Raw genomic sequence first — 15,779 nt, 5'->3', positions numbered from 1 at the left:
AAGGAGGCGCAAATGATGACGAAACCTGCAGTTCCTCCGGCGCGCATTGAACAAATGCTCCAGCGCCGTTGGGGGGAGATTTCCGCATTTCATCAACTTAGCGAGGGATTGTCTTCCCAGGCGTTCGGATTTTGCCACGATGGTGCCGAGTTTGTCATTCGAGTTAATCGCTCCATCGTCGGCTTTCAAAAAGATGCGTATGCAAGCGCGCAATTCAGCTGTGCGCGCGTGCCCATCCCGGATATCATCGAGATCGACCATTTGGATGAACATCACGCCTTCTGTATTTCCAGTCGTGCGCGTGGCATGAGGTTGCACGACTTGGATGAGGCAGCGATGCAGCGAATGGCGGAGCCAACGGCGAGGACCATAGCGGCAATCGCCATGTCCAACTTAGATAAAACATCCGGTTTTGGCCGTTTTGATCCGCATGGCGTCGGTGCGCACCCAAGCTGGTGCGATTATCTGATTAGCATCACCGATGATGGGCGAAATGATTGGGAGAAGGCCAGCGAATATGTGGACATGGAGCAAGTAAAGCTACTATTTCAACTTGTGCACCAGTTCAGTGAAACCTGTCCCGAGGAACGGCGGCTGATTCACGGTGATTTCGGCTCTTACAACACGCTCAGCGATGGTCAGCACATTACGGCGGTGATTGACTGGGACTTGGCCTTGTTTGGGGACCCGCTGTATGAATGGGCCAATCTCGCCTTCTGGGGCGAGGACAGAATGAAGCTCGTGATCCGACAGGCGAGAGAACTGTCATCTCTGCCACAGTATCAAGAACGTCTTTTCTGCTACCAACTTCGCATCGGGCTACAGGAGATATACGATAGCGCGGTGAGAGAGAATCCGGTCGATCTCGATTGGTTGACGACACGCTGTTCACACATTGTGGAAGCGTATGTTTGATGTGGCTTGACGCGTTTATGGCGTGTAAATATAACACAAACGAGGAGGGAAGCTGATGAATCAGCTGAATACCGCGCAACTGATCGAAGTTCGTGGAAAGCGCTTGCATGTCGAAATGGACGGTGCAGCAGATTTGCCTGCGCTTGTCTACTTACACGGTGGCCCTGGCGCAAGTTGTTACGATTTCGTACAGTTCCAAATGAAACGTCTTGCCAAGCACTTTCACGTCATCGCGTTTGATCAACGTGGCGTGCTTCGTTCTGACCCGATTCTGGCTGATGAACCGTTTGGGATGGACGATCTCGTCGAGGACTGTGAAGCGCTGCGCATTGCCTTGGACATCAAATCATGGAGTGTTCTTGGCCATTCGTTCGGAGGTCATCTTGGTGTCAGGTATGCAGTAGCTTATCCAAAGTCTATCGATTGCTTGATTTTGGAGTGCCCGTCGTTTGATTTTGATTTATCATTGCGATCGCATCTTCGCGCGTTGGGATTGGAGTTTCTGAAAATGGATGACCGCGCGCATGCAATTCAGGCGCTTGCTGCCGCGAATGGAACGCAGGATGGCCGTGGTACGTTCGACGTTTTTCAGACGCTGGTTGATGGATTGGGGTCGGAGCGTTGGGAAGCCATGCACATTCATGGACCAGAGAAGGGTGTGTTTCCCCGTTTAGCCCAAGAAGCTGATTTTCAGGACGAACAGTGGGGACGAGCAGCTATGCATTTCAGTGGATTACTGCGGGACGGGAAGATTTATGAGTCCATCATCCCACTGCTGTCAGCCATCACGCAGCCCAGCCTGTTGATAAAGGGAAAATTCGATTTGGTGACGTGTGACAAACAGTTGCTCGCGTATTTGCAAAACGTGACGAATGGAGAAGTGGCGATGTTTGAACACAGTGGGCATTTTCCTCGTATTGAAGAACCGGAGTTGTACGAAGATGTTGTACGTCGCTTTGTGTACAAACATGTTTCTGTCGGCCGAGTATCCGCAATGCAAGTGACATGAGGGAATAACAACGGTTGTGCAGTCAGGCGACATGGTTGGCGATACGGAGAAAATTGCAGACGAACGAAAGGTCATCCTGCACGGTTTAGCAGTCAGCCTGGGATGGCTTTTTGTGTTGCTATGAAATATGTCAATTTAAATATGCGGGAATAAGTCACAGAAGCGGAGTTCGTAGATTCGCTCATACAAAAAAACTGGCTTCAAAAAAAGAATGTCCTCCGAGAACAGCAATTCTTTGTCTTTCTGCGAACGACGCACTACACCATCATATGACTGCGTCTTCCGCACAATTTTTTTTGTTTATACCTAGCACGTATAGTTTATCATTATTTCCCAGCAATTTTTATCAAAGAATCTATGGAATCGCACAATATATATCAATACACCTACAGCGCCATTGAATAAAATAAATAACAGTATTTTAGTCATGATAACGTTTTCGTCTGGGGACGAAAGAATGTTGAATATTTGGCAAAGGGCAGAGAAATCGTGGGTGATGTGATGGCCTTTAGGGATATTTGGAGGTTGGCGAATGTACAAGACAGATTACCTTACGAACCGCATCCTGACGCAGAACACTGTTTATGTGCAGTATCGCAAGACCGCGAAAGCCCCCAACATCACATGTCCACATCGGCATTACGGCTATGAAATTTATTATTTTCAAAATGGTGAAGCGACGTACATCATTGGCGATAAGATTTATACGCTTTTGCCAGGGGACATGCTGCTGTTTCGTGGCGACATATCGCATCACGTCAATCCTAGTGAACGGAGGCCTTACTTGCGCAGTATTCTCAATTTTCGTGAAGAGTACATGGGGCGTGTTCTGCATCCATTTGTACAAGAAAGAATGAAGCAGTTGTTTAATTCATCCAGCGGGGAACGCTTGCATTGGAGTGAGCAAGAAAGTGGTGAGATAGAGCATCTATTCTCTCAAATTGCGCAGGAGGAACGTGAACAGAAATTGGGCCACCAAGACATGACGAACGCTTTACTGACCATACTGATTTTGTGGATTTTGCGCAAAAATGAAGAATCCATTACGCGTAGTCATCTCATCCATTTTCAGGGGCAGCGTGAAACAAATGTTGAGCGCGCGCTGCGAGTCATCAATAAGCAGTTTCGCAAGCGCATGTCGCTGGAAGATATCGCGGCAGAGGTTCACTTAAATAAACATTATTTGTGCCATTGTTTTAAGCAAGTAACCGGTTTGACCATCAACCAATACCTTACCAAGCTGCGTATTGACGAGGCAAAAAAATTGATAACAGAGACAAGCAAGCCCATCGGGATCATCGCTGAAGAAATTGGTGTAGGCGGAGTTGCACAGTTTAGTCGACTATTTCGGCAATATACCGGAGTTTCACCGCGGGCGTATCGACAAGGGGACTTGCGTTAACATCATGGATCACTTCGTCGATGTCCACAGGGTACATACTTGTACATCAACGGGTTATCCTGTGTTTCGTTATGGGTATTTTTATATAAATATCATTAATCGTGGATTAATAGTGAGCCTGAATGGGAGGTGGTGCCAATAGCCATTCCTTCACTTCAATCTGGGGTGTTGCTTCAATTGTCATTTTGTGAAACCAATTTAGATGGGGGAAGCTGTAGATGAATAAAGTTTGGGGAACTGCAGTTGGGTGTGTTTTGGTAGCCAGTAGTTTGATGACGGGCTGTTCATCCAGCAACAGCGGATCTGGTGGATCTGATGGAAAGATCGTATTAAACATGGCGTGGTGGGGGAGCGCGCCGAGAGCGAAAGTGACCAATCAGGCTGTAAAAGTCTTTGAGAAGGAACATCCAAATATCCAAGTAAATGTGTCATATGCTGGTTTCTCAGGGTATTTTCAAAAATTGCCCACCGAAATCAGCGGCGGTGATGGTCCTGATGTCATGCAACAAGATGTGTCTACCATTGCCAGTTATGCGCAGAGAGGTTCACTCCTTCCTTTGAGTAAGCAAATCATCGATACGTCGTCAGTGGATTCAGTTGTTTTGAAAACGGGTGTGATCGATGGGAAATTATATGGAATTCCATCAGGTGTTGAAGGGGCGGCGGCATACTACAACCCAGTCCTGCTCAAAAAAGCTGGGGTGACCATCAAACCCAATGAGCAAATAACCTGGACACAGTACGCGCAAATTGCAAATCAGGTCACACAGAAACTGCCTGGTGTCTATGGCACATCGGATCTAGTGGGGAATGAGACCTTCTTTCAGTACTATTTGCGTGAAAAAGGTGAAAGTGAATATACGACAGATGGAAAACTAGGATTTGATAAACAGACGCTTGAGGATTGGTTGAATTATTGGGCAGCGCTGCGCAAATCTGGTGCGGCTCCGCCAGCTACTTATACCGCTTCACAGGCAAATGTCGATGAAGGACACAGTGCCTTCGCGATTGGAAAAACACCTTTTTTCTTCGATTTTTCCGGCGACTCTGCTTTTAATGACTATGAATCCTATCTAAAGCACCCTTTGGGCATGATGATGGTGCCAGATATCGCTGGCGGCAAAGAAGAAAACTATCCACGTCCAACGATGTACTGGTCGGTCAATGCAAAAACGAAGTATCCAAAGCAGGCGCAAGAACTCGTCAATTTCCTTACAAATAATTTAACAGCAGGCAAAATCCTTGGTTTGGTGCGAGGCGCTCCCGTATCTTCCAAAGTTGCCGCTGCGGTGCACAAATCGTTGCCTGCGGATCAGGATACGGCTTGGAACGCCATTCAAGCTGAGTTGAAAGTCTCAACAGCGATGTCCCCGTTGGCGCCAGCTGCTGCGCCTCAAGTATCGACCGTATTTTCAAATATCACGCAAGCAAACCAATTTGGGAAAATGACAGCGGAGCAAGCGGCTAATCAATTTTTCACGCAAGTGAACGGGATTTTAAACCAGTAAATTGATGCACGACAGCGTGACAGATAAAAGTGTGCCTCCACTTACTTCACAGCATTGAACTCGCGTGAGGTAAGTGGGGCAATCGTTTAGGGACATTTTGGATGAAGGAGGTCGCAAATTGGCCACAAGAACGGAAGTTTTACAGATGAGACGCAAAATGAAAAGACAAACAGCTTCGAAGTATGATAAATCTGCGATGTTGTTTCTCCTTCCTTGGTTCATTGGTCTGGTCGGACTCACATTAGGGCCGATGATTGCCTCTTTGTATCTTTCCTTTACGGATTTTGATTTATTGCAAGCGCCTAAATGGACAGGATTGGAGAACTACAAAAATATACTGACCTCGGATCCCATGTTCATGTCGTCCGTTCGGGTTACTGCGATTTATGTGGTCACATCCGTCCCACTCCGATTGGCTTTTGCGCTATTTGTAGCCATTCTCTTAAAACGAAAAATCAAAGGAATCGGAATCTATCGGGCGGCCTATTATATCCCTTCCCTCATGGGAGGAAGCATTGCCATCTCCATCATGTGGCGAAATATATTTGGTCAATCTGGCCTAATCAATAAAGCGATAGGCGTGCTCGGCATTCACGGACCAGATTGGCTGGGAGATCCACATTATGCGCTTTTTGTCCTCAGTTTGCTTTCCGTATGGCAATTTGGATCAACGATGGTGATTTTCTTAGCCGGATTGCAACAGATTCCGGATTCCTACTACGACGCTTCGTCCATAGACGGCGCGTCAAAGTTTCAACAGTTTCTTTCCATCACAGTGCCGATGCTGTCGCCGGTGATTTTCTTTAATCTGATCATGGCGGTGATCGAAGGATTTATGCAGTTTACGCAAGCCTTTGTGATTACAAATGGCGGTCCACTGAATTCTACGCTTCTTTTCGCACTGTATCTCTATCAAAAAGCATTCACAGATTTTCAAATGGGTTACGCGTCTGCGTTGGCATGGATTCTGTTGGTGATGGTGGGGATTCTGACCGCCCTCATTTTCATGACGTCAAAACTATGGGTTCACTATGAGGATGGAGGGGACCAAGCATGATAATCAGACAACGAGAAGTTGGCACGTGGGGACGAGCCGTGTTGCATCTGTTTCTGATCCTATTTGGTCTTTTGCTGATATACCCTATTGTTTGGATGGTGTTTGCCTCGTTCAAACCGGAGGGAGAGATATTCTCCAACAATCTCTTGCCGACACATTGGATTGTGTCACAATATACAAAAGGCTGGTCCGCATTGCCGAATGTGAATTTTGGACGGATGTTTCTCAATTCATTTTTTATCTCGTTTGTTGTCGTGATCGGCAGTTTGTTCACTTCTTCCTTGACTTCTTTTGCATTTGCTCGCTTGCGCTTTCGCTTTAAACGGGTGTTATTTGCCATGCTCATGATCACGATGATGTTGCCGGGGCAGGTGACACTCATCCCTCAATACATCATTTTTCATAAACTTGGCTGGGTGAACACGTACTATCCACTTACCATACCTAGTTTTATTGGCGCATCGCCGTTCTTTACTTTTCTCAGTGTCCAATTTATTCGCGGCATTCCCAAGGAGATGGATGAGTCGGCGAAAATAGATGGGTGTAATATGTTTCAAATCTATTGGAGAATGATTCTCCCGCTCACGAAACCAGCGTTGGTCACCATTGCGATTTTCAGTTTTTACTGGAGTTGGAATGACTTCTTCAGTCAGTTGGTCTATTTGAACTCACCTGTGAAATATACGATCGCGCTGGGATTGCAAAGTTTTTTGGATCAGCAGGGATCAAGCCAATGGGGGCAAATGTTTGCGATGTCGGTGCTGTCTCTTATCCCTGTATTCGTGATTTTCCTCTTTTTCCAGCGTCATCTTACAAAAGGAATTGCGACAACTGGATTGAAGGGATGACAAGTGCACATTCGAAGATATGTGTACAAATGGGCGATGTGCCATGAGCCCCCAGTTGCAGGCCACTGGGGGCTGAACTGGTCTTTGGACAATCGGCGATATCAACGCTGTTTGTCATGTAGATGACGTTGGTGTTTTGCTGTTGATTTTTTTGCCTGTTGCAATCCCCAATTTTGGGCCTACATAAGCTTTCATAACAAAGGAATATTTATCTAGATGGGTGGGATAATTCTACAAAGTTGGGTTGGGAGGGCGGAAGTTTGATTGAGACGGCTCGAAAAATAGGTATGTGGAATGTATTCTTCATGCTGTTACTCAGTATCGTTCTCTATACACACGTTCTCTTGATACCGGCGCTGGTCATAAAAGCTGGACGAGATGCTTGGGTGGGGCTCTTAATTGCCACGGCAATCATGTTCCTCTGGCTTTGGATGATTTCATGGATATCTAAGCGAGTAAAACAAGAGCCAATTCCCCTCTGGATATCGCGAAGGTTTGGCTTTGGAATGAGATATTTAATCACTGTTCCTCTCGCACTGTGTATCTTCGTCATGAACTGGGTGACATATAAAGATACGATCTCTTGGTCACATGCGACGTATTTGCCATACACGCCGCCGTTCATTTTAGCGCTTCTTTTGGGCTTGATCTGTTACTGGGCATGTTCGGTGGGCGTTCGCACCATTGCCTTTACGGCAGGAATATTAGGGCCTTTGGTCATGTTGTGTGGACTTTTTATCATGTCGGCAAACATGCCAAAAAAACATTATTCGATGTTGCTTCCTTTCTTAGAGCATGGGATGGCGCCTGTTTGGCAATGCGTATGGGATGCGCTAGGGGGATGGATGGAGCTTTTTATGGTGGTGTTGCTTCAACAATATATCGCGCCAAAGGTGAAAATCAACTTTTTGAATCTAGCCATGTTCAATGTTGTGATGATGGTCATTACCATGGGGCCACTAATGGGCGCAGTCTCAGCATTTGGTTTACAGGAGGCGATAAACCAGCGCTATCCAGCTTTCGAACAGTGGCGCATCGTCCAGATTGGAAAGTATATTGAACATTTGGATTTTCTTTCGATATTTCAGTGGCTGTCTGGCGCTTTTATTCGAATTTCACTGTTTGGCTTCTTAATAATGGACTTATTCCTGATTCGAGGGCAAAAACAGCGCCGTGTCTTTTTGGCTGTTCTGTTTCTGTTATTGATCATCGTTACCTTGTTGCCCATTAGTGATTTAACCTTCTTCAATTTGGTTGTGAAATATTACACTGTGTTGGTTTTGTGCATATTTTGCGGTGCGACTGTCATCTTATTTCTGTTGTCCATACTTCCGAACAGACAGGAGGGACGGTCATGATAAACGGTTTATCTCTCATGCTTGAGGAAATATTTAAAGGATGCGCGGATGTGACGGTGAAGACGCATACTTTCGGGGAAGCTCGTGCGAGCCACAAGGTGACCATGGTTTACTGTGAAGTGTTGGTGAATATCAGGGACATCAACCAGTATGTGCTTCCTGCGTTGGCTTTCATGGCGAAGACAAGGAAACCTTTGATGGCCTCTGAGTTTGAAGACGCGAATCTGTTGAACATGACTCAGCTGCGGGTTCAGAGTCCTTCTGAAGTGATTGATACTGTCTTTGATGGGAAACTGCTGTTACGTCTCAATTCGGATCACGAACTGTTCATGTTGGACATTGCGAATCCACCAAATCGTCAACCGGAAGAGTCCTCTATGGAGGTCACAGTCAAGGGAGCAAAGGATGCTTTTACAGAGGATTTACGCACAAATGTCGGTCTGATTCGCAAACGATTGCGTACAAACAGCTTATCTTATGAGGAGTATAAAATAGGGAATCGCTCGCCAACCAAGATTGGTCTGCTTTTTTTGAATGATCTTGCGCAACCCGAGATCATTGAAGAAGCTCGCAAGAGATTGCAAAAGATCGACGCAGAGGTGCCCACCCTCTCCATGATTGAAGAGGTGATGTCGGATCGTAAATTCAGCCTCTTCCCGCTTGTCGATTCTACACAACGACCTGAATTGGCCGTGGGTTGTCTATTGAATAGTCGCTTTGTGATCCTGATGGAAGGAATGCCATTGGCCATTATTGCGCCAATCAGTCTCACTGAATTAATCAAGTCAGCAGAAGACGCTTATTTTCCATTTTTCATTGTGACATGTCAACGAGCAATTCGAATTGCAGGTATTTTAATTGCCTTATTCCTTCCTGGCTTTTGGATTGCAATCACCTCCTATCATCCCGAACAGTTGCCGATGTTGTTTTTAGCAACGGTGGCGATGGGGAGGTATGGTATTCCGTACTCAAACACGTTTGAGACATTTCTCATGCAGTTTATGTTTGAATTGTTTCGAGAAGCTGGTCTGCGATTGCCTAAGGCGGTGGGGCAAACGGTCGCAGTCGTAGGCGGCTTGATGGTCGGTGATGCTGCGATTCGCGCGGGGCTGACATCCCCGAGTATGTTGGTGGTCACTGCCGTCTCGGCGGTCGCAAGCTTCACGCTTATCAATCCGTCATTGACAAACGCTGTAACCATCGTAAAATTTTTGGTCATGATCCTTGCTTCGACTTTTGGACTCTTTGGATTCTTTCTCTCTGCGTTTGGATTATGTATTTATCTCACAAGTCTTGAGTCATTTGGTGTTCCGTATCTCACCCCCCTTGCTCCGTTGAATGTGCGTGAACTGATTTCAGCGATACTTTCAAAGTCGTCTACTTTTGATGATGACAAACCTAGTCTGATCACCAAGTCAAAGCGTCGGGGCCGCAGAGGGAGAAATAAATGATATCAAGAATCATGTTCTGTTTGTTGATACTATGTTGCTCATTTCTCACAACGGGGTGCTGGGATCAAAAAGTCATGCAGGACACATATTACGTAGTTGCAATGGGGGCGGATTATAAAGACAATCAATACACTGCATATCTGCAATTTATGGATTTTTCACAGGTCGCAAAAACGGAGCAAGGAAAGTCAAATGAAAAAATACCGTTATGGATAGCAACCGGGACTGGACAAACCTGGCCAGATGCTTTAAGGAATATCCTTGAAGCTTCTCCGCAGCCGTATGTGTTGAGTCATGTGAGTTCAGTGATTTTAACCGATAGCGCAATCGAGCATGGGATGAGCCATATCATGGATTGGCTGCGCAGGTACCCTGATTTCAGATTGACAGGATGGATGTTTGGAACCAAAGATAATATACAGCAGATTTTGAGTGCGACCCCGCTGTTTAACTTGGCGCCATTGACGCTCATCGAACACACACCCAGAGCGATTGTGAAGCAGTACATCTTCATTCCACCATTGCAGGTACTTGATTTTAATCGGCAATATCAAGGTACTGCGAGCGCAGTTGTTCTGCCAAGTTTGAGTATGACGAACGCATGGTCTGAGGGGGACGAGTCTCATCCACAGCCCTATATCAACGGAGCGTTCCTATTTCAACATCGGAAGTATCAACATTGGATGTCCACCAAAGCACTCGCGGGATACCGATGGGTTACTTACAATGTGAAACGGACAGTCATTACAGTGCAGGAACGCCCCAATGCGCCGTCTTTGGAGGTCGCTGTATCGAATGTGAAACCAATCATTAAGGCGCAAATGAAGCAGGGACGTCTTGTATTTAACGTTCGCGTGAAGGGCAAGGCCACGATTTTGGCCCAGGACCGAATAAAAGGGAACATGGACAAAATGATCGACAAAGAAATTCAGCAGGAAATCATGCGGACCTTTTTAAGTGGTATAAACAAAGGTACGGATGTACTTCATTTAGAAAATACGCTATATCGAAAGCAAAATCGGCTTTGGAAAGCAACATTTGAGAGAAAACATTTATCCATAGAGAAAAACATGTTGGGCCAAGTCACAGTAGATATGAAAGTCAATCATGCAGGCAGGTGGAGAATGGATGTTAAATAGCGTGCGCCCCGACTTTTGTGAATATATGTTATTTTCGTCTCCATTGGCTTGGAGATTTCCCTGTAATTCGTCGAAAAACCGTTGCAAAATGTTGGCTTGTCGCGTAGCCGAGATCGAAGGATATTTTTGTTATCGAGTCGTCTGTCGTTTCCAATAGATAACAAGCTTCTTGCATGCGAAGACGCTCCACGTAATTCATTGGGCTTAGGCCTGTGTAATCCCGAAAGATGCGATGAAAATGTGATACGCTCACGCCCAACCTGTTTGCCAGCTCCGGAATTCGCGGGTGCCAATCAGGTGATGCATTCATTCGATTCGTGATTTCCTCCAAACCCGCTAACACATCACTGGGTATTGAGCTGTGTCGTTCGGGCTGCAACAAGCGCACAAGAAAATCAATGACTGCAACCCGGCTCTTGAGATGGGAAAGTGGATCATGACGTTCTACGGTTTCTCGTAATCCCTTGAGTGACGTCGTGATCAAAGGCCCACAGTGGTGAACACGCGGCAAATTCCATATGCCGAACACGAGTGGCGTGGCTTCCACCGGAGGCATCGACAGCCAGTTTTCGGGTAGCGCGTGCAACTCGCTCGGCGCGGGGATTTCCAGTTGAATCCACCAAAATCGACATGGCTCAATGACCTCATAACCACCACGATGCACCTCTCCAGGACGGGTGTGGAACACATCTCCGGCACGCGTTTGAAAGCGACCCTCGTCAAGCTCCCATGCTGCAAGTCCTTTTTCAATGACGACGAATTCGAAAGCGTTTTCGTGAACATGTTCAGATAATGTCAATGCATGACGAGGATTATCGTAGCCAAACTCCAGGATTTCTTTCGGAAAAGGAGGCCCGCTACGCCTGACCCAACGATGCAAATCATTTGGTTTTATACCACTTGTAGTTTCGTCTCTCATGTTTCAAATTCTACTCGGCACGATGGTGAACGTCAAAGGAGATTCACTCGTTCATGATGTAAGAAGAACAGCCACTAAGCTCCCCGTAAGGAGGAATCAGATTTGGAAACATCTTCGACAATTTCGATCACGGAGAAAGATCTCGAAATCTATCGCGAAAAGGGATACTGGATCAGCCCGAAACTCATCAGTGACGAACGGATTGAAAAATTGCGGCAAGCACATGAACGAATTTGGCGCGGCGAGATCGACGGAGATGGATACACGCGCAACGGATTGGTAAATTTGCCTGACGATCCGTTGAAACTTCGTAAGCTCGACAACGGCTGGTGGATCAACGATGAGATTCGTGACATTGTGACAGATCCGCTGATCGGCCAACTCGCAGCTGATTTGATGGAAACGGATGAAGTGAGGCTTTGGCACGACCAAGTGCTCTACAAGCCTGGTTTAGCTGACCAAGTTTCGGACATTGGGAACGTCGGCTGGCATCAGGATTTCGGTTACTGGCAGTGCTCTAGCACCACCAACATGGTCACCGTGTGGCTTGCGCTGCAAGATACGGATCTGAATAACGGTGGGATGATGTCCATCGCCGGATCACACAAATGGGGGCTGATTCCGGAAAGCAATACATTCTTTGATACCAATTTGGCATCTCTAAAAAACAGGTATGCCACCGAAGGAAAAGAGTGGATTGAGGAACCGTGCATACTCAAAGCTGGTCAAGCGAGCTTCCACCACGCGCTGACCTTTCACGGATCCGGACCAAATCAGACAAATGATCCACGGCTCTCTGTTGTAGCACACCTGATGTCCAAAGGCACAGCATTCCGGACGGGGGTTCAGTGGCATCCGAACGTCACTCACCTTGGTCCAAGGCCTTATGATGGTCAATTATTTGCCAATGATTACTTCCCTGTTTTGTACAAGAGGTAATATGGATGAATCGCACCAATTCAAAAGGCCACGAAATCCCGTGGCCTTTCTCCACTATCTTTCCCTTCACAAGACAAGTTCAGCGAGGATAAACCTAGGGGTCATTTTGACTTCTAAGGAGAGGGGGGAGCCACCCCCTCTCCTTTATCGACCGTGCCTAGTAATCCAATCGCGGTACTCTCGTTTTGCCTTCTCAATTTCCCTCCGAGGTGTTTTTTGAGTCTTTTTGCGCAATTGCTTCAATTCATCCTGAATTTCTTGAATGCGTTGCAGAATCTCCATGCCATCGTCGGATCGAGCCGCATTGTCTACCCTACTGCTTCTTCTGCCAGACGATTGTGTCATATACTGCGTCAATCGCAACTCTAGTTGTTGGATGCGATTCTCCGTCTCAATGTCCAAGCCAGTTTTTTTGCGATCACGCCGCTGTAACCACTCATCGTATGTTCCGGGAAAATGTTCGACTCGGCCATTTTCGATGCTTACAACGCGATTGGCGATTTTCTTGATCAGATATCTGTCGTGTGAAACCATCACAAGAGAGCCCGGATAGTTCGTCAAGCAAGCTTCAACTGTTTCACGGCTTTGGATGTCCAAGTAGTTGGTAGGTTCATCAAGGATTAATACGTTCACTTCTGATAAAGCCATCCGCAACAGTGACAAACGGCATCGTTCACCCATACTCAAGTCTGCTACACATTTGCCCCAGTCTTCCGATTCGAATAAGTACCCTGCGAGCGCGCTACACGCACGCTGTATGGTCATTCCGGGCATGTTGCTAATTGTGCCGAGGAGCGTCTCTGTGGGACGAACATCGAGAAGTTCTTGATCTAAATAACCGATGAAGAGCGCAGGATGGCGCTTGATTTCCCCTGATGTGGGACTCAGGTCGCCGGTCAACAACTTCAAGAACGTCGTTTTGCCAATTCCATTTTGGCCGATAACGGCAATCCGTTCACCTCGGCGCACATCCAAATTCACATCTGTCATCAGCATTCGGGCATCGTAACCGAACGTCATCTGCTCTAGACGAATGAGTGTTTGCATCTGCAAGTGTGGATGCCCTAAATCCACTCGAAACGTTGCCTCTTCTGTTGGCTGTTCCACCATGCGTTGTTCGAGCCGTTCCAAAGCGTGCTCTTTCGCGCGCAAATGATTCCTGTGTTTGTTTTGCGTGGATTTGCGATTAAAGTCAAATTGATCTCTGGTTTCCCTTGTTTTGGCTTTTTCCGCCCACCAGTTGCGATAGGTCTGGATACTTTCCATCAACTGACGACGTTCCTGTTGCTGTTTGTCAAAAAGCGCTCTTTGTGTCTCTAGTTCCAGTGCTCGCTGTTCACAGAATGTCGTGTATCCACCGTTGTATCGTTTTGCCCCAGTGGGGGTGAGTTCCACGGTGGCTGTGGCAACGTGATCGATGAATTGGCGGTCGTGTGAAACAAACAACACGGTACCTGGGTAGCGGCAAAGCCAATGTTCAAGCCATTCGAGACTTTTGACGTCCAAGTGATTGGTCGGTTCATCTAAAATGAGGAACTTTGGTTGCTGTAAGGTGAGGAGAACAAGCTGGGTTTTTGTCTTTTCGCCGCCACTGAGGTTTACATATGGAACGTCCCAGACATCCTTGGTCAATCCCAAGCGACGAAGTTGCTTTTGTATGTTGGCCCGAAGTGAGGCATGAGTCTCGCTAATGTGTCCGCTCTGGTTGAAATCGGATGTGGGGAGGGATTCCTGAATTTTTGAGAAGACGAAGTCGAACAACTTGACTTGCGGATCGACGGACAGTTTTTGTTGGAGCCATCCATAATCTTGGCTGGGAACACCTCTTTTGACGATGCCTGAATTGAACATCGTATGTCCCATGATACCAGACAATAGCGATGTTTTCCCAACTCCATTTTTTCCGATTAAAGCAATGCGCTCACCGACAGAGATATCCAAATCAACAGCGGTAAAGATAGGTTTCTCTTGCCATTCCTTGCTTACATGCTCAAGTTTGAGGACCATGGTCATCACGATTGCACTCCTTTAGTACAATCGCCTGAACGAAGAAAGCCACGGTTGGGCTTCCGGTGGATAGGTGAACGATGCGCTGCAAGTGGTAGCCTCCGAGGTATCGCAGTGTATTTTGGCAGTTTGGCGGGGGAGTTATCCGCTGATTTCACTCAAAGACATATAAAGAAAGACATACGAAGTACAGCGCATCATGATATTCGCTTCGCTCAGGCGAGAGATATTCAGTTTCTCCATCAACCTAAAAAGCGAATTCGATCCACCATGATGTGTACTCGATGCCTCCGTTCTTCGATATCAAAAATATACGAACACTCTAGAAGCATTATATCATAATGGAAATAGAAGGGGGGAGATGGCCTATAAATTTTCAAGCATTGATCATTAGCCATTAGACTACTCCGTAAAAGATTGAAGCAAATCCTATAATTTTTCTTCGGTTAACGCCTGAGAAGCTTGAAGAGGGAACGAAACAGGGAACTCGCAACTCCAGATTCTCTGTGTTAATTTTATTTTGTTTTTACAGGCCCTAAACCTTTTTTCAAAATCACTTGCGGCACATGTCCATCTGGGAACTTCCCGAGAGGTACACTATTTTGTCCCGTTCCCTGTGGTTGCTGTTTTGATGCTGGTGGATTGCTTGGAGCTAACCGATTTCGTTCCATGTCCATCACCACTCCCCACAGTAAAATATATGGCACCCGACGATAAAGCTGTCAAAATCATTCCGATAAGGGCTATGTTCACGAAAAAACCCTTACGTTGCACTCGGGCAGCATTAGACAATACCGCTTCCTGCAAACCTCTGGCCATCCACAAATTAGCGTCCAAATTTGAATCTGCCCAGTGTGTTTCATAAAATTTCTCAATATTCGGCCCGGAGTCGTACCCTTTTCCCCACAAAGCGCAAATACTAAATAACATTGTCACAGCCATAAAAGACGCAGGAATCAGTACCCACCATCCGAATGCTTTGTCTAGGATGAGGGCAATAAGAACAGCCTCAAACGCAATAATTCCTGTCGCCTTTGTCTCATGCCCGTTACTTGCTTCTAGCCCTTGCTGTAATTGCTCTTTAGCTAAGTCGAGAATTAAGTCCGTGACATGTTCTGCATTTGAAACGAGTTGAGCCCTGTGTTGTTTCCGAATCCTTGACAGTACATGTGACGGTACTTTTACATATTTCGGCATTATGCTCTCCCAAGCATCCTCACTCTAACC

At 46.5% G+C, this 15,779-nt stretch carries 13 protein-coding genes; 10 read left to right on the top strand and 3 right to left on the bottom strand.

Annotated elements, in window-relative coordinates:
* Positions 1-15: 15 nt before the first annotated feature.
* The 9 genes from ACFSB2_RS16180 (at position 16) to ACFSB2_RS16140 (ending at position 10,687) form a co-directional block, all read left to right on the top strand.
* The gene (locus ACFSB2_RS16180; RefSeq protein ID WP_377944126.1) at positions 16-915 is read left to right on the top strand and encodes a phosphotransferase family protein; all 900 of its coding nucleotides are present in this window, start codon (positions 16-18) and stop codon (positions 913-915) included.
* A gap of 55 nt (positions 916-970) precedes the next feature.
* Complete coding sequence (locus ACFSB2_RS16175) at positions 971-1,924, top strand: alpha/beta fold hydrolase (protein WP_377944125.1); 954 nt, start codon at positions 971-973, stop codon at positions 1,922-1,924.
* Positions 1,925-2,456: 532 nt separating this feature from the next.
* On the top strand, positions 2,457-3,326 hold the full coding sequence (locus tag ACFSB2_RS16170) for a helix-turn-helix domain-containing protein (protein WP_377944124.1): 870 nt from the start codon (positions 2,457-2,459) through the stop codon (positions 3,324-3,326).
* 218 nt (positions 3,327-3,544) lie between these two features.
* Positions 3,545-4,834, top strand: coding sequence for an ABC transporter substrate-binding protein (locus ACFSB2_RS16165; protein WP_377944123.1), 1,290 nt, complete (start codon positions 3,545-3,547; stop codon positions 4,832-4,834).
* A gap of 145 nt (positions 4,835-4,979) precedes the next feature.
* Positions 4,980-5,891 (top strand): carbohydrate ABC transporter permease, encoded by a 912-nt coding sequence (locus tag ACFSB2_RS16160; RefSeq protein ID WP_377944175.1) that lies wholly within the window; start codon positions 4,980-4,982, stop codon positions 5,889-5,891.
* The gene (locus tag ACFSB2_RS16155; protein WP_377944122.1) at positions 5,888-6,739 is read left to right on the top strand and encodes a carbohydrate ABC transporter permease; all 852 of its coding nucleotides are present in this window, start codon (positions 5,888-5,890) and stop codon (positions 6,737-6,739) included. Before ACFSB2_RS16160 ends, ACFSB2_RS16155 begins: the two co-directional genes overlap by 4 nt.
* A gap of 260 nt (positions 6,740-6,999) precedes the next feature.
* Positions 7,000-8,097 carry an endospore germination permease gene (locus ACFSB2_RS16150; protein WP_377944121.1) on the top strand — a complete coding sequence of 366 codons (1,098 nt, stop codon included), beginning with the start codon at positions 7,000-7,002 and terminating at the stop codon, positions 8,095-8,097.
* Entirely contained in the window at positions 8,094-9,548 is a 1,455-nt protein-coding gene (locus tag ACFSB2_RS16145) for a spore germination protein (RefSeq protein ID WP_377944120.1), read from the top strand. Before ACFSB2_RS16150 ends, ACFSB2_RS16145 begins: the two co-directional genes overlap by 4 nt.
* On the top strand, positions 9,545-10,687 hold the full coding sequence (locus tag ACFSB2_RS16140; protein WP_377944119.1) for a Ger(x)C family spore germination protein: 1,143 nt from the start codon (positions 9,545-9,547) through the stop codon (positions 10,685-10,687). Before ACFSB2_RS16145 ends, ACFSB2_RS16140 begins: the two co-directional genes overlap by 4 nt.
* Before the next feature lie 28 nt (positions 10,688-10,715).
* Here the strand turns inward: ACFSB2_RS16140 and ACFSB2_RS16135 are convergent, their stop codons facing one another.
* Positions 10,716-11,606: an AraC family transcriptional regulator gene (locus tag ACFSB2_RS16135; RefSeq protein WP_377944118.1), complete on the bottom strand. Its 891-nt coding sequence runs from the start codon at positions 11,604-11,606 to the stop codon at positions 10,716-10,718.
* A gap of 102 nt (positions 11,607-11,708) precedes the next feature.
* Between ACFSB2_RS16135 and ACFSB2_RS16130 the strand changes: the two genes are divergently transcribed.
* Positions 11,709-12,545, top strand: a complete 837-nt coding sequence (locus ACFSB2_RS16130; protein ID WP_377944117.1) for a phytanoyl-CoA dioxygenase family protein — start codon at positions 11,709-11,711, stop codon at positions 12,543-12,545.
* A gap of 144 nt (positions 12,546-12,689) precedes the next feature.
* Here ACFSB2_RS16130 and abc-f read toward each other — a convergent pair whose 3' ends face one another.
* Together abc-f and ACFSB2_RS16120 are read right to left on the bottom strand one after the other, a co-directional pair.
* Complete coding sequence (abc-f, locus tag ACFSB2_RS16125) at positions 12,690-14,558, bottom strand: ribosomal protection-like ABC-F family protein (protein WP_377944174.1); 1,869 nt, start codon at positions 14,556-14,558, stop codon at positions 12,690-12,692.
* Between the two features lie 591 nt (positions 14,559-15,149).
* Complete coding sequence (locus ACFSB2_RS16120) at positions 15,150-15,749, bottom strand: hypothetical protein (RefSeq protein WP_377944116.1); 600 nt, start codon at positions 15,747-15,749, stop codon at positions 15,150-15,152.
* Positions 15,750-15,779: the final 30 nt, after the last annotated feature.

It is taken from the genome of Alicyclobacillus fodiniaquatilis, from assembly GCF_042678105.1.
GTDB lineage: Bacteria > Bacillota > Bacilli > Alicyclobacillales > Alicyclobacillaceae > Alicyclobacillus > Alicyclobacillus fodiniaquatilis.
This window is presented reverse-complemented; position numbering and strand designations above follow the sequence as displayed.

Coding starts and splice junctions, on each gene's coding strand:
- ACFSB2_RS16170 (WP_377944124.1), top strand. CDS start 2,457: ATGTACAAGACAGATTACCTTACGAACCGCATCCTGACGCAGAACACT.
- ACFSB2_RS16160 (WP_377944175.1), top strand. CDS start 4,980: ATGAGACGCAAAATGAAAAGACAAACAGCTTCGAAGTATGATAAATCT.
- ACFSB2_RS16140 (WP_377944119.1), top strand. CDS start 9,545: ATGATATCAAGAATCATGTTCTGTTTGTTGATACTATGTTGCTCATTT.
- abc-f (WP_377944174.1), bottom strand. CDS start 14,558: ATGACCATGGTCCTCAAACTTGAGCATGTAAGCAAGGAATGGCAAGAG.
- ACFSB2_RS16145 (WP_377944120.1), top strand. CDS start 8,094: ATGATAAACGGTTTATCTCTCATGCTTGAGGAAATATTTAAAGGATGC.
- ACFSB2_RS16165 (WP_377944123.1), top strand. CDS start 3,545: ATGAATAAAGTTTGGGGAACTGCAGTTGGGTGTGTTTTGGTAGCCAGT.
- ACFSB2_RS16120 (WP_377944116.1), bottom strand. CDS start 15,749: ATGCCGAAATATGTAAAAGTACCGTCACATGTACTGTCAAGGATTCGG.
- ACFSB2_RS16175 (WP_377944125.1), top strand. CDS start 971: ATGAATCAGCTGAATACCGCGCAACTGATCGAAGTTCGTGGAAAGCGC.
- ACFSB2_RS16135 (WP_377944118.1), bottom strand. CDS start 11,606: ATGAGAGACGAAACTACAAGTGGTATAAAACCAAATGATTTGCATCGT.
- ACFSB2_RS16155 (WP_377944122.1), top strand. CDS start 5,888: ATGATAATCAGACAACGAGAAGTTGGCACGTGGGGACGAGCCGTGTTG.
- ACFSB2_RS16180 (WP_377944126.1), top strand. CDS start 16: ATGACGAAACCTGCAGTTCCTCCGGCGCGCATTGAACAAATGCTCCAG.